This window comes from Enterococcus sp. (assembly GCF_032555305.1).
Lineage (GTDB): Bacteria > Bacillota > Bacilli > Lactobacillales > Enterococcaceae > Enterococcus_A.
Genome location: NZ_JAWGOQ010000001.1, coordinates 298,418 through 319,436, shown reverse-complemented (window position 1 = coordinate 319,436; position 21,019 = coordinate 298,418). Strand labels below are relative to the sequence as shown.

Sequence of the window (21,019 nt, the reverse complement as noted above, 5' to 3'; positions counted from 1 at the left end):
ATAATGAATGTTTGAGCGATTCAAAAAGAAAAAGACGGAAGAATTTTTTGCCCCAGTTGATGGGAGCTTTGTTCCCTTAACAGCCGTTGCTGATCCGGTCTTTTCGCAAAAGATGATGGGTGAAGGCTTTGGAATTCAGCCCGTTGCCTCGGAGATTTACGCACCAATCAAAGGAACCGTCACGACGATCTTCCAAACCAAGCACGCGATCGGATTGACGAGTGAGCTAGGCAGTGAGGTGTTGATCCACATTGGATTAGATACGGTTGAGCTAGCTGGAGCACCGTTTGAAGTTCATGTTCAAGTAGGGCAAACGGTCGATGAAAATACGTTGCTGGTCACGGCTGATTTTGAGAAGGTTCGAGCAGCGGGAAAAGGCGATGTTGTTTTAACGCTGATCACCAATGGCGGGGAAAGCTTTGATTCAATAGAAAAATCTCTAATGAAGCAAGGGCAGCAGTTAAAAAAGTTGATAAGCAGTTAATCAATAAGAACCTTAAATTATAGAATCTGTTACTACCTTTCTTAACCGAAAGGTAGTTTTTTTTTGATGGATCAAACATTATTCTCATCAAAGGAAATTTCAGGGCTGTCTTTGATATCAGGATATGAGTGATGTTCAAGATTTTTAGTTTCCGATAATCAAATGAATCTGTTTTAAAAATGTACTTTGAAAAACCTGTTAACAGTTTAAAGCAGTTATCCAAATTAAAATCAGCAATTTCTGACAGGCTGGGAAGAAACGTGTAAAATAAAAGTAAACGAGGTGATTAACGTGGGAGTACAATATGAGTTTATTCAATGTTTCTATCCTGTAGATAAGAAGGGAGAGTCCCTTTTTTCAGATGTGGAAATTTGGGTGGATCTTTTTGCAGAAAAACGTTTGTGTGCCTATGATCCACAAACGAATGACGTGAAGCTGATTCGTAAGGAAAGAAAAAAATTAGAGATGGCGATCTATGAAATAGTCAATCGTTTAATCATGCAGGAATCAGAGAGCGTATTTAGTGTAGAAATCATGGAATCTTTTGCGCAGACACTGAATGAATTGTCCGTCATGCTAAAAGAAAAATATCCAGAAAAAGGTGCGATTGAATTTGGAAGCCTTGGTTTTGAGGGCGGCATTCAAGTAGCAATAGACACTCCAGCTCATGAGAGACATGCGGAAGTGATCGTAAATAGGCTCGCTGAAGAATATGGGGATGAATTCTTTGAAGATCTTTTCGATGAATAAACAGTAATGAATCTATTGTGGATAAATGAGATAGAGCTTTGCTCCTTAGCAAGACTGAGTCAACATAGAAATGAATAGACACCAAAGACCCGTTTTAAGATTAAAGCGGGTCTTTTTGAGTTAGTTTTCAGTAATACAAAATGCTGTATAGCTCATAATTCCAGTAAGTATAACAGGTAGCGTCTTTCACTTATGACGAAGTTTTCCTGCTTCGTACAACAAAACTGAGAATGATCAGCATTATCCCGCTAAAAAGTAAAATCAGCTTGGATTCGGTATCTTTTTCACTCAATGTAAAAAGGTAGAACATTTTTAAGTATTTATCAGCGGTAAAAAGACTGGCCACATAATACCCCAACGGCAGAATCAAGCCGGTGACAGGCTGCGTAGTAAAGGCAAAACCAATCGCATACAAGCCGCCCATGAATAACGCATTCGCTATTCCGGCAAATAGAAACTGGTCAAACTCGATTGAGGCGTTACTTAATTCAAAGATCAGCAAGCAGCCGCAGGTTAAAACAATCAATGTGATGAGAATCTGGATAAAGCGCAGGAATAAGATGCCCACATAGGAAAAGCGTTTGGTCTTGATCAGCATCGTCGTATCTTCGGAGCTGTCAGGCAGGTAGAGCGGCAGGAACAGGATCAATCCGAGTAATGGAAAGAATCGTTCATAGATCTCAGCGCTCTGCATGTGAGAGGCATTCTCTACTCCGAAGAAAGTAGGAAAGAGCAGTGTTAGCAAAAAAGCAGCGAGCACTGCCGGATAAAAGTGAAACCGCCAGAAAGCTGTCGAAATTTTAGCGAGAGTTCCCATAGCGCATCCGTCCTTTCCGTTTCAGATCAAAGACGACACAGCTGATTAGAAAACAAATCAAACCAAGAATGAGCCAAAAGATTCGATTAATGACTAATTCAGAAAAGATTCTTTCAAAGACTTCCCGTGATCCAACATCGTTAAAACGTGGAATCAAATTTAGTCTGACACTGCCGACGATCTGTTGTCCATTGTTCAATAGCGATAAGAGCCAAAAGCCCAACTGGAAGATGACACTCACCAGACCATTGAAGAGTGTCGTAATCAGGAAGCTCATCCCGACTACCGCTACAATCGTAGGCAAAGTCCAGCCAATAATATATTGATAGAACAGCAATAAATCACCAGTGTCTTGATATTTTTGCGCGACATAGACAGATTGAATAGCTGGCAGTAAACTAAGGATCATTACTGGCAATAAAATCAACAGAACGGTAGACAAAAAGCGGGTACCATGTAATTTGAAGGTGGAGATTCGTTTGGAATTGACCACTAATTGACTCTGTGCCCGTTTGTCGCGAAGAACAACAGTCGCTGCCACAAAGACCGGAACCAAGCCAAGGATCAGCCCTAAATAGTCACAGGCCATACGGGCAAAAGCGCCAGAAACGCGATCCTTTTTCAGGATTGTTTGGAAATTTTCTGTGGCTTCTTGATAGGTCATTTGTCTTCGAGCTTGACTTAAATAGAAATTCTTAGAAAAAGCCGATCCGTTTCCAATCAGGTCCGCTACTTTTTTCATATCTTTTTCGAAGGCAGCATAGGAATAGCCTTTCGCTATCGGCAAGTTTTTTGCTAAAGTAAATTGATCCATTTCTGGATTTTCCAGGGCCATCTCCGTCTGGGTTTTATTTATTTCATCAATTGACTTGCCAGTGGCCTGCTTCAAGATTTCTTTGATTGTGGCAGTGTCTGATTTTGACAGTTTAACGACCTTTAGAAAGCCGAAGGGATAGGTGTTGTAGCCTCTACTATTGTATTGCTGCAGCAATGTAGAAATCGTTTGCTGCTGAATTTCTTTTTTGTTTGTTGTTGAAGTGATCCCGTATTCACTTTGCCCGGGCTCGGGCTTCTTTAACGAAATGAAATCAGAACCTAATTGGGTAAAGAGAAAGACGCCAATGAACAGTACAGCTAACCAATAAGTCAGGCTTTTTAAGGTTAAGCCTAATTCTTTTTTCAGTAGCATATTACTCCCCGCCCTTCGTTGATAATAAATAAAGATAAGCATCCTCCAATGTGGGACGCTCCTCGATGACGAGGGGATGATTCATGATTTGTGCATCTGGTTTGCCGATGAAGCGCAAATGCGAAGTGCTGCCATCCTGCTGTAAGCTGATGATCTGAACTTGCTTCTTAGCTGCGCTCAATTCTGTTCGCGGAACTTGGACACTAAATATTTTACCTTGGGCATTCAATAATAATTCTTCGATCGAATCTGAAAAAATGATTCGACCTTGTTCTAGGATCGCGACATTTTCTGCAGCTGCTTCAATATCGCCAGCAATGTGGGTCGAGAGCAGGACGATTTTATTTTCACTAACTTCAGCTAATAAGTTTCGGAATCTCAACCGTTCTTCTGGATCTAATCCCGCAGTCGGTTCATCAACGACTAGAATTTTCGGATCATTTAGTAAGGCTTGAGCGATTCCTAAGCGACGTTTCATCCCGCCGGACATCGCTTTGACTTTGACATTTTTATGGATCGTCATATTGACTTGCTCCAACAGCGCATTGATCCGCGTTCGGCGGGTGCGTTTATCCAGCTCAGAGAGCACGGCTAAATAATCCAAAGCTTGATAGGCGGTCATGTTGCCGTACATGGAAAACTCTTGTGGCAGAAATCCGATGATCGAGCGGATTCTTTTCTGATCATGAATGTCGATCCCGTGCATACGGATGTCGCCTTCATTCGTCGGAAGCAGGGTGACTAATGTTTTCAGCAGAGTGGTTTTTCCAGCGCCATTTCGTCCTAGTAAACCAAACATGCCAGTCGAAATTGATAGATTGATATCGTAGAGAACTTGTTTTTTGCCATAATATTGATTTAAATGATTGATTTCGATTTGCATCATCGATCCCTCCTAATTCTTCTGTTTCCTTACCTAAAGGATAATCAGCAAATCTCTATAAATTCTCTACAAATAGACTATTTTCAGTTTGTTAAGGCAAAAACTGCAGAAACAATCGCGCCGCCGTCGATACTATTGGCGATTTTCAGATTGCCGCCATGCTTTTGGGTCAAGGCTTCAGCGATGGTCAACCCTAGACCGAAATGACTGTTTTTATTTTGCGAATAATAGGGTTCCGTCGCTGTCAGCAATTCCTTTTTAGAAAAACCAGGACCATCATCTTTGACATAAATAATCAAAAGTTTTTCCTGTAGGGTGATAGTAATATCGATCCGCTTTTTGGCAAAGCGATAGGCATTGTTTAACAAGTTTTCCATGACCTCATTGATTAAATCAAGATCATACTTAATGGTGATCCCCGGATACTCCTTCGTAATTGAGATATCCTTTTCTGGTCGATGCTGACTGATTTCCTGCAAATGCTCTTCAATTTGATTCAATGGCTGCAGGGTCTTGTGAAGCGGCCGATCTTCCAGTTTTTGTAATTGCTGCATGGTCTCAGAGAATGAACTCAAGCGAGTGATACTGTTTTTGATTTTTATTGCTGATTTTTCAAAAGCCTCCGGACTTAAACGATCCTGTTCATAATAGGCTTCTATCAGCTCCAGATTGTTTTGAATAGTCGCTAACGGAGTACGCAAGTCGTGAGAAAAGGCGGCGTTGACTTTTTTCTGATCGTGATAAAGGTCATTGAGCTTCTTCTCATTTGCCTGCAAAGTCAGCCGCAGGTGATCCAAGCCTAAAGAAGTTTTCTCAAATTCATCATAGGTAGTGTAATAGACAGTATGCTGATAATTTCCTTTTTCGATCTCCTCGATACTTTTCTCTAAAATAGTAATAGGCTGTAGGATTCGTTTGCGATAAAACATTTTTGTCGAAAAATATATCCCGAGAAATCCGTAAACAAAAACACAATAATGGCGGACTGCTTCTAAAAGCTGGATCGTTGGGAGCGATGTTTTAGGAGGAGTCCAAGCCAAATAGGACCAAAAGAAAACCTCTTCGGATTCCGGCATAATAATCAGTCGTTCCCAGCTGACGCAGATGGAGACGGTGATCAATGTTGCAAAGGCGACAGCCAAAACACCGATAAAAAGATAAAGGAACAGACTTTGATTCAAGCTGCCTCTTTTAGCAAATATCCGAGTAATGACATCCTCTAGCCAATCCATTTATAGCCCACCCCCCAAACCGTTTGAATAAAATCAACGGACGAATGTTTTGAAATCTTTTTGCGAATTCGCCGAACGTGCTCTGTAATGATCGTGGCATCACCAAGCTTGTCCCAATTCCAAAGATGCTGATAGATGTCTTCTTTAGAAAATGCTCTACCAGGATGCTTAGACATAAGCTCTACGATTTCGAACTCGACCTTAGTCAGATAAATCTCTTGCTTCTGATACTGTAAAAGCTTTCGATCATAATCAATCATCAGCTCACCGAAGTAGGCGATCTTTTGAGTGATCTGCTTTCGATTCTCGCGTCTAAGATGAGCCTCGATCCGCAATCCCAATTCTTTTAAGCTTACAGGTTTGACTAGATAATCATCCCCTCCGATCGTCAATCCCTGAATCCGGCTTTCCTCGTCTACTTTAGCTGATAGAAAAACAATCGGACAAGTAATCTGTTCTCGAATGGCTGCACACAACTCAAAGCCGTCCATTTCCGGCATGTTTACATCTAGAATGATGATATCTGGTTGATGCTGTATCTGTTTCAGTCCGTCTAAACCATTATCAGCAGTATAAACGAGATAGTTCATCAACTGAAAATAGTCTTTGAATGTTTCCAGCAGATCACGTTCATCATCAATGATCAGTATTTTTTTCATGTCGAACCTCCTATCATCATGGAATAGTATAGTTTTATCCTATCATAAATTGGTGGAAGAACATTTGTAATTCTCAGCTAATTTTTTATCGATAGAGCTTTTTAATCTGATTTAGGATTAAAAGGCTGTTTGAACAGCTTTGTACGATCAACATTGTTTTTTCTTTGTGCGATTTCTACAGGAAATAATGCAAATAAAGGAGGAATGGAGGCAATCGAAAACTTAAAACTGTTGTTGAAATGGCTTCCATTTATATAGAAGAAAAATACCCAGTGTTTCGCTATTCAATGAGTAGTGACAGCTTGGAAAGAATACAAAAACCCAGTCAGAAAATGACTGGGCTTTATCGATGATTACTGAACACGAGGTTCGGAGGTTAGTTGATCGCTTGCTTTATCTTTTTGATTGCTTATTGCATTTTTTGCACGATTGGTTTGTTTGGAAGCGAATTTTCCAGTTGTTTCGGCAGCACTGCTGACCTTATCTTGTACGGTTTCGCTATCTTCTTCATATTCTTGACGAGTTTTGATATCCACCACATTTACATTAACTTCAATGACTTCCAAATGAGTCATCTTTTCAACTTCTTTAGAAATCAATTCTTTCATTTGATCGAATACTTCTTCAACATCTTTACCATATTCCACCACGATATCCATATCGACAGCTACTTGCTTCTTCCCAACTTCGGTTGAAATGCCCGCAGTCACATCATCTGTATTTACCAGCTTTTCCTTCATGTTTGAGAAAAAGCCACCATCTACCGTTAGTAATCCATCAATATTTTCTAAGGCAATTCCGATAATTTTTTGAACCACTTTATCTTCATAAGTAAGTTCACCTTTAATGTTTTTGCTGTCTGTCTTAGTGTTTGTAACATTCTTCATTGTTGTATTTTCCATTGTCTATTCCTCCAAATTTTTTAATTGTTCATTTTCAATGTCATTATTTCTTTAGATGCTCATCTAAGAGATGATTATTCTTCACATAAATACCGATCGCTCCGCCGATGAGCGTAATCAGAATCAATAGGATGGTTTTAAAGAAGCCGACTGTAAAGAATAGTACCGCCAATCAGATGTAATCAATCTCTCGTTAAAAAATCTTTCATTCCATTTCCTCCTAATCTACACGAGATTCTGCAACGGGTTTGTTAACTGAATCGGAATCAAAGGAGTGAAATTTCACGTTAATCGTGAATTTTTCTTTTGGTCCCAATAAATGACGTATTTGTGTTTCCATTGCATTTGCCCAAGTATCCGTTCGGTCAATTAGTGCGGAGGTCTTTTTCAATTGCCCTCGCACATTGACTTTGATCTTGTTTTTCGTTGCAACCACACTGACCTTTGGTGTGTCCATAAAGTTTTCCTGTTTTAAACTTGTTCGAACATATCCTTCAATTGCACGCTTATCTAAAGCCAAAGTTCCTCGTTGATCTCGCAAAATGAATTTTGAAACTCTTTTTGGGTAAAGCAGAATAATCAACAGAATGATTACTGTTAAGATTGCTAAGACAACGGCGGCCCAGAATAAGTAGTTTTGAACAAACCTGTTTGTCAATACAAAGTGCTGCATAGAAGTTAGATCAAAAGATTTTGATGTGACAAAATAATAAATCGCGATGATTGGTAAGAAGATGGAAAGCAGGATCAATAAGATAATGATCAAGATAGCCTTCAGACCTTTGTTCATAACAAAACTCCTTTTCTAATTTGTTTACACTAAAAGCATAGGACGCCAGTTTCTCTTTGTAAAAAAGCATGCTCAATTATTCATTAATGAAAATAAGAGTGACTCAGACAAAGCTATAGCTTTTAAGGAAGGTTTTGGTTCGCAATAAGAAATATTCAAATTTTTCTTAGTAAAAGAAAAAATATCAAGAGCATTATATTTGACTAAATGTAATGAATAATTGTATATACGTTCGATTTATTAATATGAAATGTTTTTTAATGATCATTTGCTCACCAATAAAATCCAAAAAATATATAAAAGTGAAAAAAATATTTTTACGCCAATTTTATATAACGTTTTAGTCACTATTTTGTGGGTGAAAAGCGTTCGTCGCTTTTATAATCTAATCTGTTTCTTTTCTTATTTCCATGCTATTTCCAGTCTATTTTTGTTGCTTTCAAATAATATGTTTATCAATACAACAAACAACAAAAGGCATGTCACTTTTTTTGGGTGTTTTTTGTTTAATTTATTAACGATATTGAATAATAACTGAGCGTATTTTTTGAAATTGTTGATTTCACGTATTACGATAATTTTAATGAAATTAATTGAAAATAATAAAAAGGAGAGAATTTTAATGACAAAGCTTTTAACAATGTGTAATGAAATGGATATTCCGATTGTTACAGCCTCGGATGAGAACTATGTTCCCTGTTTGAAAGTAATGATCCGTTCAGTAATGACTACTATATCTGAGGATCGAAGGGGAATATTCTTTGTAATTGATGATAATCTGTCTGCTCAAAGCAAAGGAGAGCTGGAATCTTTAATAGATACTTATTCAGGTAAAGCAGCAATCGAAATTTTAAGCGTCAATAGAGGCGTTTACGAGAATTTTATGATCAGTGATCATATTAATACAACTGCCTATTTACGTATTTCTTTGCCAGAATTATTAGAAAATTCTCCATATAACAAGGTCCTTTATTTAGATTCGGATACCTTTATTTTAAACGATGTTGCTGAACTATATGACCAAAATTTAAGTGATCACATCATTGGTGCCGTCATTGATCCAGGTCAAGCAAAAGCTCTTACCCGACTAGAAATTGACTCTCGCGATTATTACTTTAATTCGGGTGTGATGCTGATCAATTTGGATCTGTGGAGACAGAACAACATAACTGAAAAAACCATTCAATTCCTTGAGGAGAAGGAGCAGCTTATTGTGTTCCATGATCAAGACGCGTTGAATGCTATTTTGCATGACCACTGGAAACATTTGCATCCTAAATGGAACATGCAGACGTCGTTGATGTTTGATGTCCATAAAGCTCCGACTAAGTACTATGATCATTTGTATCATTCAGGAAGAGATAATCCGGCAATTGTTCATTTTACAGGACATGATAAACCTTGGAATACGTTAGAAAATCATCCTTATCAAGAGCAATACATGCAAATCTTTACTGAAGGTAAATCTTATGAAGTAGGTGTTATCAATGAATAAACTGGAAGAGAAAAAGATGCATTTAGTTGCCAGCTGCAATACACAATTCGTACCTCATTTAGCTGCATTATGGGTATCCATTTTAGATAATTGTGAGAATCGGGCATACACATTTGATTTTTATATCGTTGACGATTCGATTGACGCTGAGTGTAAAAAAATGTTGCGTGAAACCTTAGAGAATTTTGAAAACTTCGGGTCTTTGTCCTTCTTAACGATTGACAAAGCAATCTTCAAAAACGTCGTAACCAGTGATCGTATTCCCGCGACTGCTTACTTCAGAATTGAGATCCCTGAATTATTTCGAGACAAGAATGTTGGGAAAGTATTGTATATGGATTGTGACATGATTGCTCTTACAGATATCACTAAGCTATGGGAAACAGATTTACAGGATCATATCTTAGCCGCCGTTGAAGACGCGGGATTCCACCACCGATTAGAAAAAATGGGGATTAAAACAAAATCAAATCGCTATTTCAATTCTGGGTTGATGCTGATCAATGTAAAAAAATGGCTGGAAGAAAACATCACCGAAAGAGTCTTTCAATTTATAGAAGAGAATCCTGAAAAATTACGCTTCCATGATCAGGACGCATTAAATGCGATCTTGCACGACTGTTGGGTTCCGTTGCATTCACGTTGGAACGCCCAAAGCTATATTATGAAACGTGAAATCATAAATCCTCGGAAAAAAGGCGAGGAAGAATACGAAGAAACACGACAACGTCCAGCTATTATTCATTTTACGGGACACATCAAACCATGGAATAAAAAGAGAAAGAACGTGCCAGCTGGAATGCTCTATATTAAATATTCACGAATGACAGAATTTGAAAAATAAGAAAGTTATTGAGGAGGATACCTATGGAAATGCTAGTAAGTAATAAAGCAAGAGATGCTTTATACCGTCAGTTGGGGGGGAATCACTCGTTTATATTGGCCTCGAGAACGGAAGACAATCAAAAACTAAGAGATAGAGGCTGCTGTGCAAAGGGAAGCTATTTCCAAATCGTTCCTATTTACGGGAAAAGCCAGAAATACAATCAATCAGTAGAAAATGAGGCATTCCAATTTTTTACTTCTACCGATGATCAAGCCATCTTAGGCGAAAAGATCGAGTTGGATTACTGCGATGATTTGAATAGCTTTATTTTAGAAAGTTCAGGCGGCGTAGTAGATTACAATATGAAGCTGAAAAATTATTTCTTCAGTTAAGACACTTGAAATCTTTAGTCTTTAGGAGGTGCAGAAAATGGCTAAATTAGCAAAAAAAGTAGTGATTCCAACACTGCTGTTTATCGTTCCTATTTTATTAAAAAAGAAAAAACAGACCAAAACAGTTAAAGAATAATAATGAGAAGAAACATTTGATACCACAAAAAAGTTTAGAAGCGAGGAGAAATTTATTATGGGTTTATTATGGTCATTAATTATTGGTGCGGTGGTTGGTGCAATTGCTGGTGCCATTACAGGTAGGGGAAATAGTATGGGCTGGATCGCGAATATCGTCGCAGGTTTAGTCGGATCGGCATTAGGTCAGGCGCTACTTGGTTCTTGGGGACCATCCTTAGCAGGCATGGCGTTAGTACCATCAATTATTGGCGCTATAATCTTAGTACTAATTGTGTCATTTTTCTTAGGACGTCGCAAATAGATTAAACAAAACATTGCTTAATTTTTAGGTAGGATATGAATAAATCAGGATTTACTCTCAGACGTTGAGGGTAAATCCTGATTTTCTATTCTGTTACTTATGAAGAAAAAGGGAATTGAGGCTCGCTCATAGTTGCCTTGGACTAAACTTGTAAACAATTCCACAAGCATCAAGTTCGAAAAAACGGTTTCCATCTCCTATAGTAGTAAAGGATAAAGAAACAGGAGGAATTACCATGGATTATCGTGTACTGCTTTACTACAACTATACAAAAATTGAAGACCCTGAGGCATTTGCCAAAGAGCATCTGGCCTTTTGTCGAGACTTAGGGATCAAAGGTCGGATCTTAGTAGCACCGGAAGGAATCAACGGCACTCTTTCAGGAACGATAGAAGCAACCGATCGCTATATGGAAATGATGCTGTCAGATGAGCGTTTCAAGGATACTTATTTTAAGATGGATGAAAGTGAAGGACATGCCTTTAAAAAATTATTTGTTCGTCCTCGTTCAGAATTGGTCGCTTTGCATTTGGAGGAAGACATTGATCCTCGTCAATTAACGGGGAATTATTTGGAGCCGCAAGCCTTTCGCGATGCTTTACTAGATGAGGATACTGTCGTAATTGATGCCCGTAATGATTATGAATATGATCTGGGACACTTCCGCGGTGCCATTCGTCCAGAAATCCATAATTTCCGCGAACTGCCTGAATGGATTCGTGAAAACAAAGAAAAATTTATGGACAAGAAAATCGTTACCTATTGTACTGGCGGAATTCGCTGTGAAAAATTTTCCGGCTGGTTATTACGAGAAGGCTTTGAAGATGTGGCGCAGCTTCACGGTGGAATCGCCGCTTATGGCAAAGATGAGGAAACACGCGGTGAACTGTGGGATGGAAAGATGTATGTTTTTGATGAACGAATTAGTGTGGAGATCAACCAAGTCGATAAGCAGGTCATTGGCAAAGAATGGTTTGATGGAACACCATGCGAACGTTATATCAATTGCAGCAATCCTGAATGCAATCGGCAAATGCTTGTTTCTGAGGAAAATGAAGAAAAATATCTAGGGGCTTGTTCAATTGCTTGCGCACAGCATCCCAATAATCGTTACGTTAAGAAGCACCATTTATCAACTGAGGAACGTGATGCTCATTTGGCACTGATTGAAAAATATTGAAACTTTTCAAAAAATTCTCACGTCGACTGTCTTGACACTTTGTCGCGTTTAGAATAAACTAAAGAGCGAATTAAGTGTCTTGACATATCGAGGAGGATAAAAATGAAAAATCATTCAAATAGAAATTTGACGATTTCGGCATTACTGATTGGACTAGGGATTTTGATCCCAATGGTTATGCCCAAAATCGTGATCGGACCAGCATCATTTACGTTAGCTAGTCATGTGCCCGTGTTTATTGCGATGTTCTTCTCACCAGTAGTAGCGATCGCAGTCGTTTTAGGAACAACATTTGGCTTCTTTATCTCGACGACACCAATTATTGCTTTACGCGCATTTTCTCATTTGATTTTTGCAGTGATCGGAGCAAATTATCTGCAAAAGCATCCAGAACTAGTCTTAAAAGGCGGAAAATTCACCTTGGCAAATGGTCGTTTCCAACTATTTAACGTTATTATTGGTATTATTCATTCTGTTGCAGAAATGATCGTTGTATCAGTTTTTTACTTTATGGGAAATATGCCGGATAGCTTTTATTCACTAGGATATATCTATACCGTAGTTATTCTGATGGGTATCGGGGGATTGGTTCACAGTTTAGTTGATTTCAACATTGCTTACTTTGTAGCAGGGGCTTTATATAAGCAATTCAACTTGCCAATCTTTGAAAAAGCGGTTAAACATGAGAAAGAATTAAATAAGGTAACAGCCTAAACCGTGATGAAAATCACGGTTTTTTTTAACTAAATATTTAAAAAAACAAAATAGTTCGGAATGTTCATAATTTCATTCAGTATCATCTAAAAAAAGACCTTTTATTCGCTTAGATTTAAGTTATATTTTAATCATAAGTATTATTGAGCAGAAAATGAGGGCATATGGATGATTCGAGTTCTAGTTTTGACAAAAAATATCCTAACGGAAGAGATTATAACCAAAAAATTACAACATTTAGATTATGAAGTGTTTTGTTCTACTAGTATTTTAAATGAGATTCAAATGGAAGGACACATTCCCGAATTAGTCAATCATTTTCCTATTATCGTCATTGGTGAAACGATCTCAAGCTATGAGATGGAATTGATGTTGCCAAGTCTGACTGAACGTGGTCAAAGCGTTCTGCGGGAGGTTGATCACCATCTTAGTGAAGAGGAACGAACAAGTTTAAAAAAACTAGGATTAAGTGGTGCGGTTCAAAACAGCGTTTCGGTGGAACTATTGCGGGAACAACTAGCAGAAGTTACGACACAGCAGCATCAAAGATCATTCAAACCAATAGTTGAGGAGAAACCATCTGTTTCTGTAGAAGAAGATCAGAGTCTTTCAGCACTGACACTAGTCAATTTATCTTCGCTCGAGCTGCAGGTTTTAGAAAAATTGCGCAGTTGTTCGGGCGAAATCGTCTCTCGTGATGATTTATGCACGACTTTATGGGGAAATGTTACCCAATCTCGCTTGGCTCAGCTTTCATCCTTAATCCGAAATATTAAACTGAAATTGGAAATCCTGCAAGTTGACCAAGAGATAATCCAAACAATCTGGGGAAAAGGCTATCGCGTTTGCACAGATGCTACTCTGCAAAATAAGTAAGACTAATGTTGAGGAAAAGTGAGGGTGCTTTTTCTCAGCTTTTTTTATGGAAAAAATCGAAACGATGCTTTCTTTTCATAAGCTATGCTAAAATGTACTGTAAGTATCAAAGATTTCGAGTTCAGACAACTTGAAATAAGGATGCCGGCTCAATTTTGCCAGTTCTTCTTCACGCTTCAGCGTATTTAGAAGAATGGTATGCATACGAGCATTTTATTAATTTTTACGTCAGAAAAATTCGTACTTACATACGAACTAACTGAATGATCGTAGGGTAGCACTTAGTTGAATGATATACGGCATTCGCATCAAATTAATTTTTTCTTGAAAAAATTAATTCATTAAAACGAATAAGGATGTCAGTTCAACTTTGCCAGTTCTTCTTTACGCTTCAGCGTATTTAGAAGAATGGTATGCGTACGAGAATTTTTTGAATTTTTACGTTAGAAAAATTCGTACTTACATACGAGCTAGCTCAATGATCGTAGGATAGCACTTAGTTGAATGATATAGGGCATTCGCATCAGACTAATTTTTTCTTGAAAAAATTAATTCATTAAAACGAATAAGGAGCATTTTTTAAAGTGAAAAAGAGCATAGTTATGAGTTTGTTGATTCTTTCGGCAGTCTTCCTACTTGCCGCCTGTGGCAATTCGGAGAAGAAAACGTCAGAAACGAGTAATTCAGTTAGGTCCACTGAGTCGACAAAACAGACCATAGAAACCAAAAAAGGGACAATGAGTGTGAAAGAAAAAGTTGATCAAACGATGGAAAAAATGACCTTAGAAGAAAAGGTTGGGCAATTATTCATGGCTCGTGTGCCTGAACAAAACCAAATAGCCGATATTCAAAACTTCCATCTAGGTGGTTATTTATTATTCGACCGTGATATGGAAGGCAAGGGTCAAGCAGAAGTGAAGCAAGCGATTGCGGATTATCAAGCTAACAGTAAGACGCCGATGTTTATCGGTTCTGATGAAGAAGGCGGTACGGTGAGCCGATTGAGCAGAAATCAAATTGTTTCACCAGCCTTCGAAAGCCCACAAGACTTGTATAAGAAAAACGGTTGGGATGGAATCAAGCAGGAAATTGATCGTAAAGCACAGGTATTTGGCGAATTAGGTATTCAACTGGGGATGTTTCCTGATGCCGATGTATCGACAGATCCGGAATCCTTCATCTATGACCGAACGATCGGCATGGATGCGGCAGGAACCAGTCATTATGTCAAATTAAGTGTCGAGGAAATGAAGAAACAAAAGATCGGCTCAACGATCAAGCACTTTCCTGGTTACGGCAATAATCGCGACTCCCATGTAGAGATCGTGACAGATGATCGTCCGCTGGATGAATTACGGAAAAATGATTTCTTGCCTTTTGAAGCAGGGATCAAAGCGGGAGTTGATAGTATCATGGTTTCCCACAACATTGTCAATGCTATTGATGCCGATCGCCCAGCATCGATTTCAAAGCCAGTGCATGATTTGATTCGCAATGAGTTGGACTTCACAGGTGTGATCATGACAGATGATATGGATATGGCTGGACTTGCTAATTTTATCTCTCAAGAGGAAGCTGGTTTGCAGGCGCTACAGGCAGGAAATGACATGATTTTATCTTCCAGTTATAGTACTCAGATTCCATATATTTTGGATGCGATTAAAAAAGGTGAATACAGCGAAGAACAACTTAATCACTCCGTAGAACGGCTGTTGATGTGGAAGGTTGAATTAGGTTTAATCAAATAAACGATATCAGATTGATGTGTTGAACTTATTTAAGGAGGGATTTTTATGTGTGCTTCCATGCGTTTGAGAATTGAACGAATCGCCAAATAAATCACGTTTGACGAACTTCTTGTTTGTTCAAACGACAAACAAAGGAGCAATTATGGAAAAACAACAGTGGAGAAAAAAATATTTAACGATTTTATCTGGACAGACGGTTTCTTTGATTGGCAGTTCCGCCGTTCAGTTTGCATTGATTTGGTGGCTGACCAATGAATCAAAATCAGCCATCATGTTGTCATTGGCAGGGCTATCTTCTTACTTGCCGCAAATGATCTTAGGACCATTTGTCGGTGTATGGCTAGATCGGCTGAAGCGAAAGTATGTCGTGATTTTTGCCGATTTATTTATGGGTCTGGTAGCTTTAGGCCTGTCGATCTGGTTCCTAGTTGGAAGTCCGGGCTACTTGGTTGTTATCGCGGCATTGTTCTTACGGTCCTCGGCGAATGTGTTTCACACGCCTTCTATCCAAGCAATCGTTCCGTTATTGGTGCCAGAAGAAGAGCTGGTGAAAGCTAATAGCTGGAATCAATTTTTGCAGTCCGGAGCATTTATGTTAGGTCCGGTATTAGGAGCGGTAATGTTTGCGGCAATGCCAATCTGGCTGATTTTATTGACTGATTTGATTGGTGCGATCGCGGCTTGTCTGACTTTATGGATTGTCGAAGTACCTGATGTTCCACGTAGTGAAGAAAGCATACAGCATTATTTGGAAGAGTTAAAAGACGGATTCAGTGTTTTCAAAAACGACCCACCCATGCTGGTAGTAATGATCTTTTCCTTTTTCATAATGATCTTCTATCTGCCATTGGGAATCTTGTTTCCTTTAATGACGAATGTGCATTTTGAACTATCTGCCGGTTTTGCAAGTATAGTGGAATTCTGTTATGCGGCAGGGATGATGATCAGCGCTTTTCTGATAGGTATGAAAAAAGAATGGCGGGAAAAATTATTAGCTGCTCAGTTATCGAATGTCGGATTGGCGATCACTTTTATCGGTAGCGGATTAGCTCCAGCGAATATGATTGGCTATTGGATGTTTGTCTTTTTCTGTATGCTGATGGGTGGTGTCGGGAATCTGTATAATATTCCTTTTACATCCTACCTGCAGGAAACCGTCGCACCTGAAAAAATGGGCCGGGTCTTTTCGCTGTTTGGCAGTGTCATGTCCGCCGCGATGCCGATTGGTCTATTGTTAGCAGGCCCTATGTCGGAAAAAGTCGGGATCGCTAAATGGTTCTTGATCTCAGGAGTCCTAGTACTGATTTTTAGTCTATTATGCTTGGTGTTTTATCGCCGAGCGAAAGTGAAAAATTTAAGTAAATCAAGCTAAGATGATTTTCATCTTAGCTTTCTCTGTCTGCGATAATGTGGTGCCATGTGTATAAAATGTTATACTTAATGAGTGAAATTAAGTATAAGGCAAAGTTATTGAGAAACGAAGGAGCATTGCATATGTTGGAAAATAAACTGGGTATAACTGATCAAATAGAACTTGCAAAAGCTGAAGAGAAATTAAGTAAGCAAAGAGCGAAAGAACTATTTGAAACTGGTGCGATCAATGATCTAGAAGTTGGGACGTTTCACGGATTATCAGATATCCACCGTTACTTGTTTGGAGATATTTACTCGTTTGCGGGTCTAGTAAGAGATGTCAATATTGCCAAAGGTAACTTCCGTTTTGCTCCAGTCATGTATTTAAAAAATGCTTTGGAGAATATCGACTCAATGCCTGAATTAACCTATGAAGAAATTATTGCTAAATACGTTGAGATGAACATTGCTCATCCTTTTAGAGAAGGAAATGGACGCAGTATGCGAATTTGGCTGGACTTAATTTTAAAAGCGAGATTAGGAAATGTCGTCAATTGGAGTTTAGTGGATAAAGAAAAATATCTTTCCGCAATGGAGCGCAGTCCAATCAATGATTTGGAGATTCGATTTTTATTGAAAGAAGTATTGACGGATCAAGTGGCTGACCGGGAAATATATATAAAAGGAATTGACACAAGCTACTTTTATGAAGGGTATATGGAATATAAGACTGAGGAGTTGTGACCAATAAAATCAGCCAGCACGTTAATACGCTGGCTGATTTTTTTAGTGCCTCCAATGTTGAATTTTGCAACGTTGGCAGTAATTGATGAATCATATCCAGTGGTTCTTTTTGTTCACTGATCAGCCATTCACGCCAAATGCTGTAGACACCGTCACTCATGAACTTGATATAGTAGCGTTTTTGCAGTTCTTTGATGTTAAGTAGGAGCGGAAGTCTATTGTAAACAAATAGAAAGAAAAGCTGTGATTCACAGATTGAATGAAAGAATCCTCTTGAAAGCCTGATAGAAAAAGTAAACCGATAAGTGTTTTGTACGTACTTGGCGGTATAAACATTTGTGATAGAGATCCCCATTATTATGAACGTTTTTTGTCAAAGTATTAGGGATAAAAATCAACAAGTAAGTCCATTCACTCACTTTTTTATTCATAACGCAAATATTATTTTCCGTTTATGATTATTAAATAGTATTAATTTAATTAAAAAAAAAGAATAGTTAAAACCGCATTAGAATAACATTCGTCTCTTTATCCATTTTCTAACACTACTAATTATAGGGGCGATTGCGATTATTTTTTTATTTATACTAACAATATAATGGTGAAAATAAAAAAAGAGGGTGAAAAAAATGAAATGGGTGATAAAGGGAGAGGTGATAAGAAAATGGGTGTATATAATTCTTGTCGGATTACTAATTTTTGTACAAACAGTTAATTATTTTCCTGTCATAGCACAAGCTAATCAAATTACTGAAAGTAGTAGTACTTACACCAGCGAGGAAATTACAGAGACAAGTAGTGTTGAAAATGTATTAAAAACTCAAAAAGAGGAAGAAAAGAGCAAAAAAGAAGTGACGACTTCTACCAGTGAAATTATTGAATTAAAGGAATCCGATAAAGTAGAAACCAAAGATTCACAAGAAAATGGAACTACCGCGTCTGAAAACGAATCAAAAAAGCCTAAAGCCGCCAAAAGTGCTGCCACGAGAGCGGCGCCCACATTAGTCGAAACGGTGCCTGGGGTCCAAGGTGATACATTAGAGTTGTATTCAGATTATACCATAACGATTAAAGATGCTAGTAGCATTGATAAGGGTACTTATAAGGTCCATGCATCATACAAGTACAACGACGAATCATATAGCGTCACAAAAATTGCGGATAACGCTTTCAGTGGAGGGAACTATAGTAGTTCAAATCCAAATTTAACGGGTCTTGATCTGACTTATGCGACAAATTTAGAAGAAATTGGCAAAGGAGCATTTTATTACTGTACTGGTCTTTCTGGGACGCTTGATTTTTCAAATTGTACACGTCTGGTCACTATCGGTGAAAATGCGTTCCGAGAGTGTAAAGGAATTACTGGGTTAACATTTGGCGAGCGGTCTAGACTGAAAACAATCGGTGAATGTGCATTTCGGGCATGTACTGGCTTGGGAGGGAAACGGGTAATTCTGCCAGATAGCTTAAGAAATGTTGGAAAAGATGCTTTCTTTCTTTGGAGTGGACCTCTTCTAGGAAGACTAGAGCATAAAACAGTGATTGAAATGAATGGCACCTTACCACAGTTAGATAGACAGCCACCAGTAGTACCTGAAGAGGCTCAAGAATATGAAAGCTTCGTAGATAGCAGTACTGATGATGTTTTACTACACAAGGCAGCTAAATGGCTGGATGAGGATCGGACGACGGCTGAAATTCGAATTGACTATGGAACGAGCTTTGATCGGCAAGCGAATCTAGATGTCATTTTTGTCGTGGACAACAGTTCTTCGATGCTTATACCCGCTGAAGCAATCGGACCAAATCAGGAGAAATACAATTACCCGCGATCCTTTTACACGAATGATGTCGTCATTGGATCTACAAAAATGCTATTAGAAAATTCTTCTTTGGGCTACAATAATCGGGTGGCATTGACTGCTTTTGGTACGGCAGACGATCCGCTTTATACGACGGATTTTTTCACCAATGCAACAGACGTAAAAGAATTCCTATACAATACTCCGACGATAAAGAATAACGTCACGAATTATTCAGGAGGATTAAAGGGTGCACTCGACATTATTGAAAACAATAAGACTGAGGGGCGACAGCCTGTTGTTATCTTTGTAAGTGATGGCTACCCTGAAGGTTTGAGTGGTGATCAAATTTATGGTTTAGAACATGCACGAACGTTGAGGGAGCAGGGATACCGTGTCTACCCGATCAGCATTTTTGATGATAGCGGGGACAGTCAACGTTTAAACAACTTGAAGAATATTTCTTACGATGAAAAAACAGCGTATTTGGCTGAAGACAGCTCTGCTTTTCAAAGTGTAATGGAAGATGTTTTGGAAGATGTGGTAAACGCAGCTGTTCCATTGGATGTCAAAATTGAAGATGTTCTTTCAAGAGAGTTCGGTTTAGCTGATGGCGTTAACAGCATTAGTATCTCTGATAATGGCGGAACAGCGACCGTTGATGGTAAGAAAGTACTTTGGGATTTAACTGGCTGTGAAGAAGGAAAAGTGCATACATTAAAACTAGAAGTAAAGATTGAACCAGGAACCGAACTAACAAAAAGTGGTATTTTGCCAACCAACGACTCTTTACGAGCAGAAGATGACAGCATTACTTCCGATAGACAACCGGAGCTCGATCGTTATCTGGCACATCATGAGTTTGAAAACGAGACATTTCCTGGAAAAGCTCTTCCAGAAGAAGTCACGGCGCAACTCCCAGGATCTAAAGGCGGATTTGCGGATAATCAAACCGTTTCAGTAACAGATATAGACGATACGTCGGTTAAAACAAGTGATGGACAATGGTGGGAATTTATTGGCTGGGATCAAGAAGAGAAACAAATTAATGGCGGGGATGTTACCTTTGTTGGTAAATGGAAATATGTCGGCTATGATTTAAGCTTTATTAAAATGACGACTGAAAAACGAGCCTTGCCTGATGTAGAATTTAGTCTGTATAAATGGACAGGGCAAGGAAGGCCTCAAAGTAATGACCTAGCAACTACTGAATCGATTGCACAGGGGAAATGGACATTATTGGATGTACAAGCTAGTCAAGAAAATGGGCGGGTGGATTTTCGCGTTCCTTATGAAAAAGATGTTTATTATCAACTGGCTGAAACCAAAACACCAGCTAGATATCGACAGCCTACTGGACAATGGCGTTTTACTTTTGACGAGAATGGACGAATCAAGGATAATGCGTTAGTCGGAATAGCAGGTCCAGATGGAAAAAATCCACCAAATTTTGAAGCAATTGAAGAAGGAGAATTTGCTGGCTTGTTAAGCTTGATTAATGAGCATAGTGAAGGGATGTTGCCAGCAACTGGTTTCCAAGGAACCCATTTCTTCACTGTTGGCGCAGCACTGTGCTGGATCATTGGACTAGGTGGATGCTGTGCCATGTATCTTTTAAATCGAAAACGGAAGTAAACGATTGAAATAGCAAATGAAGAAGCAGAACTGATTTATGAAAATGAATCAGGCTGCTTCTTTTAATAGAATTCCACCAAATTTTAAGAAGTTGTGGAGGTCACGATCG

The 21,019-nt window shown here is 38.7% G+C and carries 20 protein-coding genes and 1 pseudogene; 13 read left to right on the top strand and 8 right to left on the bottom strand.

The features are described 5' to 3' along the window. The first annotated feature begins 7 nt into the window (after positions 1-7). Positions 8-484, top strand: a complete 477-nt coding sequence (locus E6139_RS01510; RefSeq protein WP_316401269.1) for a PTS glucose transporter subunit IIA — start codon at positions 8-10, stop codon at positions 482-484. 291 nt (positions 485-775) lie between these two features. Further along, positions 776-1,234, top strand: a complete 459-nt coding sequence (locus E6139_RS01505; RefSeq protein WP_316401268.1) for a hypothetical protein — start codon at positions 776-778, stop codon at positions 1,232-1,234. A gap of 190 nt (positions 1,235-1,424) precedes the next feature. Here the strand turns inward: E6139_RS01505 and E6139_RS01500 are convergent, their stop codons facing one another. From E6139_RS01500 to amaP, 8 genes and pseudogenes are all read right to left on the bottom strand, one after another. After that, positions 1,425-1,928 (bottom strand): hypothetical protein, encoded by a 504-nt coding sequence (locus tag E6139_RS01500; protein ID WP_316401267.1) that lies wholly within the window; start codon positions 1,926-1,928, stop codon positions 1,425-1,427. Between the two features lie 106 nt (positions 1,929-2,034). Continuing rightward, a complete protein-coding gene (locus E6139_RS01495) occupies positions 2,035-3,240 on the bottom strand; it encodes an ABC transporter permease (RefSeq protein WP_316401266.1) in 1,206 nt (401 codons plus the stop codon). 1 nt (position 3,241) lies between these two features. Next, positions 3,242-4,126, bottom strand: a complete 885-nt coding sequence (locus E6139_RS01490; protein WP_316401265.1) for an ATP-binding cassette domain-containing protein — start codon at positions 4,124-4,126, stop codon at positions 3,242-3,244. An 80-nt stretch (positions 4,127-4,206) separates the two neighbouring features. Further along, entirely contained in the window at positions 4,207-5,355 is a 1,149-nt protein-coding gene (locus tag E6139_RS01485) for a HAMP domain-containing sensor histidine kinase (protein WP_316401264.1), read from the bottom strand. Further along, a complete protein-coding gene (locus E6139_RS01480; protein ID WP_316401263.1) occupies positions 5,343-6,014 on the bottom strand; it encodes a response regulator transcription factor in 672 nt (223 codons plus the stop codon). The genes E6139_RS01485 and E6139_RS01480 overlap by 13 nt, the downstream gene beginning before the upstream one ends. A gap of 353 nt (positions 6,015-6,367) precedes the next feature. After that, positions 6,368-6,916 carry an Asp23/Gls24 family envelope stress response protein gene (locus E6139_RS01475; protein ID WP_316401262.1) on the bottom strand — a complete coding sequence of 183 codons (549 nt, stop codon included), beginning with the start codon at positions 6,914-6,916 and terminating at the stop codon, positions 6,368-6,370. A gap of 43 nt (positions 6,917-6,959) precedes the next feature. Further along, positions 6,960-7,088 (bottom strand): annotated as a pseudogene (locus tag E6139_RS01470) (DUF2273 domain-containing protein); the annotation flags it as partial. A 48-nt stretch (positions 7,089-7,136) separates the two neighbouring features. Beyond that, positions 7,137-7,706: an alkaline shock response membrane anchor protein AmaP gene (gene amaP, locus E6139_RS01465; RefSeq protein ID WP_316401261.1), complete on the bottom strand. Its 570-nt coding sequence runs from the start codon at positions 7,704-7,706 to the stop codon at positions 7,137-7,139. Between the two features lie 622 nt (positions 7,707-8,328). On the opposite strand from amaP, the gene E6139_RS01460 reads away from it, so the two are divergent. The 11 genes from E6139_RS01460 (at position 8,329) to E6139_RS01410 (ending at position 20,910) form a co-directional block, all read left to right on the top strand. Continuing rightward, positions 8,329-9,201 carry a glycosyltransferase family 8 protein gene (locus E6139_RS01460; protein ID WP_316401260.1) on the top strand — a complete coding sequence of 291 codons (873 nt, stop codon included), beginning with the start codon at positions 8,329-8,331 and terminating at the stop codon, positions 9,199-9,201. A gap of 1 nt (position 9,202) precedes the next feature. Then, positions 9,203-10,045 carry a glycosyltransferase family 8 protein gene (locus tag E6139_RS01455; RefSeq protein ID WP_316401301.1) on the top strand — a complete coding sequence of 281 codons (843 nt, stop codon included), beginning with the start codon at positions 9,203-9,205 and terminating at the stop codon, positions 10,043-10,045. 23 nt (positions 10,046-10,068) lie between these two features. Further along, positions 10,069-10,419: an iron-sulfur cluster biosynthesis family protein gene (locus tag E6139_RS01450; protein ID WP_316401259.1), complete on the top strand. Its 351-nt coding sequence runs from the start codon at positions 10,069-10,071 to the stop codon at positions 10,417-10,419. A gap of 193 nt (positions 10,420-10,612) precedes the next feature. Continuing rightward, entirely contained in the window at positions 10,613-10,858 is a 246-nt protein-coding gene (locus tag E6139_RS01445) for a GlsB/YeaQ/YmgE family stress response membrane protein (protein WP_316401258.1), read from the top strand. Between the two features lie 235 nt (positions 10,859-11,093). Beyond that, positions 11,094-12,038: a rhodanese-related sulfurtransferase gene (locus E6139_RS01440; RefSeq protein WP_316401257.1), complete on the top strand. Its 945-nt coding sequence runs from the start codon at positions 11,094-11,096 to the stop codon at positions 12,036-12,038. 102 nt (positions 12,039-12,140) lie between these two features. Continuing rightward, complete coding sequence (locus tag E6139_RS01435) at positions 12,141-12,752, top strand: hypothetical protein (RefSeq protein ID WP_316401256.1); 612 nt, start codon at positions 12,141-12,143, stop codon at positions 12,750-12,752. A gap of 168 nt (positions 12,753-12,920) precedes the next feature. After that, positions 12,921-13,628, top strand: coding sequence for a helix-turn-helix domain-containing protein (locus E6139_RS01430; RefSeq protein WP_316401255.1), 708 nt, complete (start codon positions 12,921-12,923; stop codon positions 13,626-13,628). 584 nt (positions 13,629-14,212) lie between these two features. Further along, a complete protein-coding gene (locus E6139_RS01425; protein ID WP_316401254.1) occupies positions 14,213-15,376 on the top strand; it encodes a glycoside hydrolase family 3 protein in 1,164 nt (387 codons plus the stop codon). Between the two features lie 142 nt (positions 15,377-15,518). Further along, positions 15,519-16,748, top strand: a complete 1,230-nt coding sequence (locus E6139_RS01420) for an MFS transporter (RefSeq protein WP_316401253.1) — start codon at positions 15,519-15,521, stop codon at positions 16,746-16,748. Positions 16,749-16,870: 122 nt separating this feature from the next. Next, a complete protein-coding gene (gene fic, locus E6139_RS01415) occupies positions 16,871-17,473 on the top strand; it encodes a protein adenylyltransferase Fic (RefSeq protein WP_316401252.1) in 603 nt (200 codons plus the stop codon). Between the two features lie 629 nt (positions 17,474-18,102). Beyond that, on the top strand, positions 18,103-20,910 hold the full coding sequence (locus E6139_RS01410; protein ID WP_316401251.1) for an SHIRT domain-containing protein: 2,808 nt from the start codon (positions 18,103-18,105) through the stop codon (positions 20,908-20,910). Positions 20,911-21,019: the final 109 nt, after the last annotated feature.

Bases quoted from the DNA above. Each gene is read 5' to 3' on its own strand.
- E6139_RS01480 (WP_316401263.1), bottom strand. From the start codon at position 6,014: ATGAAAAAAATACTGATCATTGATGATGAACGTGATCTGCTGGAAACA.
- E6139_RS01435 (WP_316401256.1), top strand. From the start codon at position 12,141: ATGAAAAATCATTCAAATAGAAATTTGACGATTTCGGCATTACTGATT.
- E6139_RS01490 (WP_316401265.1), bottom strand. From the start codon at position 4,126: ATGATGCAAATCGAAATCAATCATTTAAATCAATATTATGGCAAAAAA.
- E6139_RS01430 (WP_316401255.1), top strand. From the start codon at position 12,921: ATGATTCGAGTTCTAGTTTTGACAAAAAATATCCTAACGGAAGAGATT.
- amaP (WP_316401261.1), bottom strand. From the start codon at position 7,706: ATGAACAAAGGTCTGAAGGCTATCTTGATCATTATCTTATTGATCCTG.
- E6139_RS01410 (WP_316401251.1), top strand. From the start codon at position 18,103: ATGAAATGGGTGATAAAGGGAGAGGTGATAAGAAAATGGGTGTATATA.
- E6139_RS01495 (WP_316401266.1), bottom strand. From the start codon at position 3,240: ATGCTACTGAAAAAAGAATTAGGCTTAACCTTAAAAAGCCTGACTTAT.
- E6139_RS01420 (WP_316401253.1), top strand. From the start codon at position 15,519: ATGGAAAAACAACAGTGGAGAAAAAAATATTTAACGATTTTATCTGGA.
- fic (WP_316401252.1), top strand. From the start codon at position 16,871: ATGTTGGAAAATAAACTGGGTATAACTGATCAAATAGAACTTGCAAAA.
- E6139_RS01500 (WP_316401267.1), bottom strand. From the start codon at position 1,928: ATGCAGAGCGCTGAGATCTATGAACGATTCTTTCCATTACTCGGATTG.
- E6139_RS01510 (WP_316401269.1), top strand. From the start codon at position 8: ATGTTTGAGCGATTCAAAAAGAAAAAGACGGAAGAATTTTTTGCCCCA.
- E6139_RS01475 (WP_316401262.1), bottom strand. From the start codon at position 6,916: ATGGAAAATACAACAATGAAGAATGTTACAAACACTAAGACAGACAGC.
- E6139_RS01445 (WP_316401258.1), top strand. From the start codon at position 10,613: ATGGGTTTATTATGGTCATTAATTATTGGTGCGGTGGTTGGTGCAATT.
- E6139_RS01450 (WP_316401259.1), top strand. From the start codon at position 10,069: ATGGAAATGCTAGTAAGTAATAAAGCAAGAGATGCTTTATACCGTCAG.
- E6139_RS01460 (WP_316401260.1), top strand. From the start codon at position 8,329: ATGACAAAGCTTTTAACAATGTGTAATGAAATGGATATTCCGATTGTT.
- E6139_RS01440 (WP_316401257.1), top strand. From the start codon at position 11,094: ATGGATTATCGTGTACTGCTTTACTACAACTATACAAAAATTGAAGAC.
- E6139_RS01485 (WP_316401264.1), bottom strand. From the start codon at position 5,355: ATGGATTGGCTAGAGGATGTCATTACTCGGATATTTGCTAAAAGAGGC.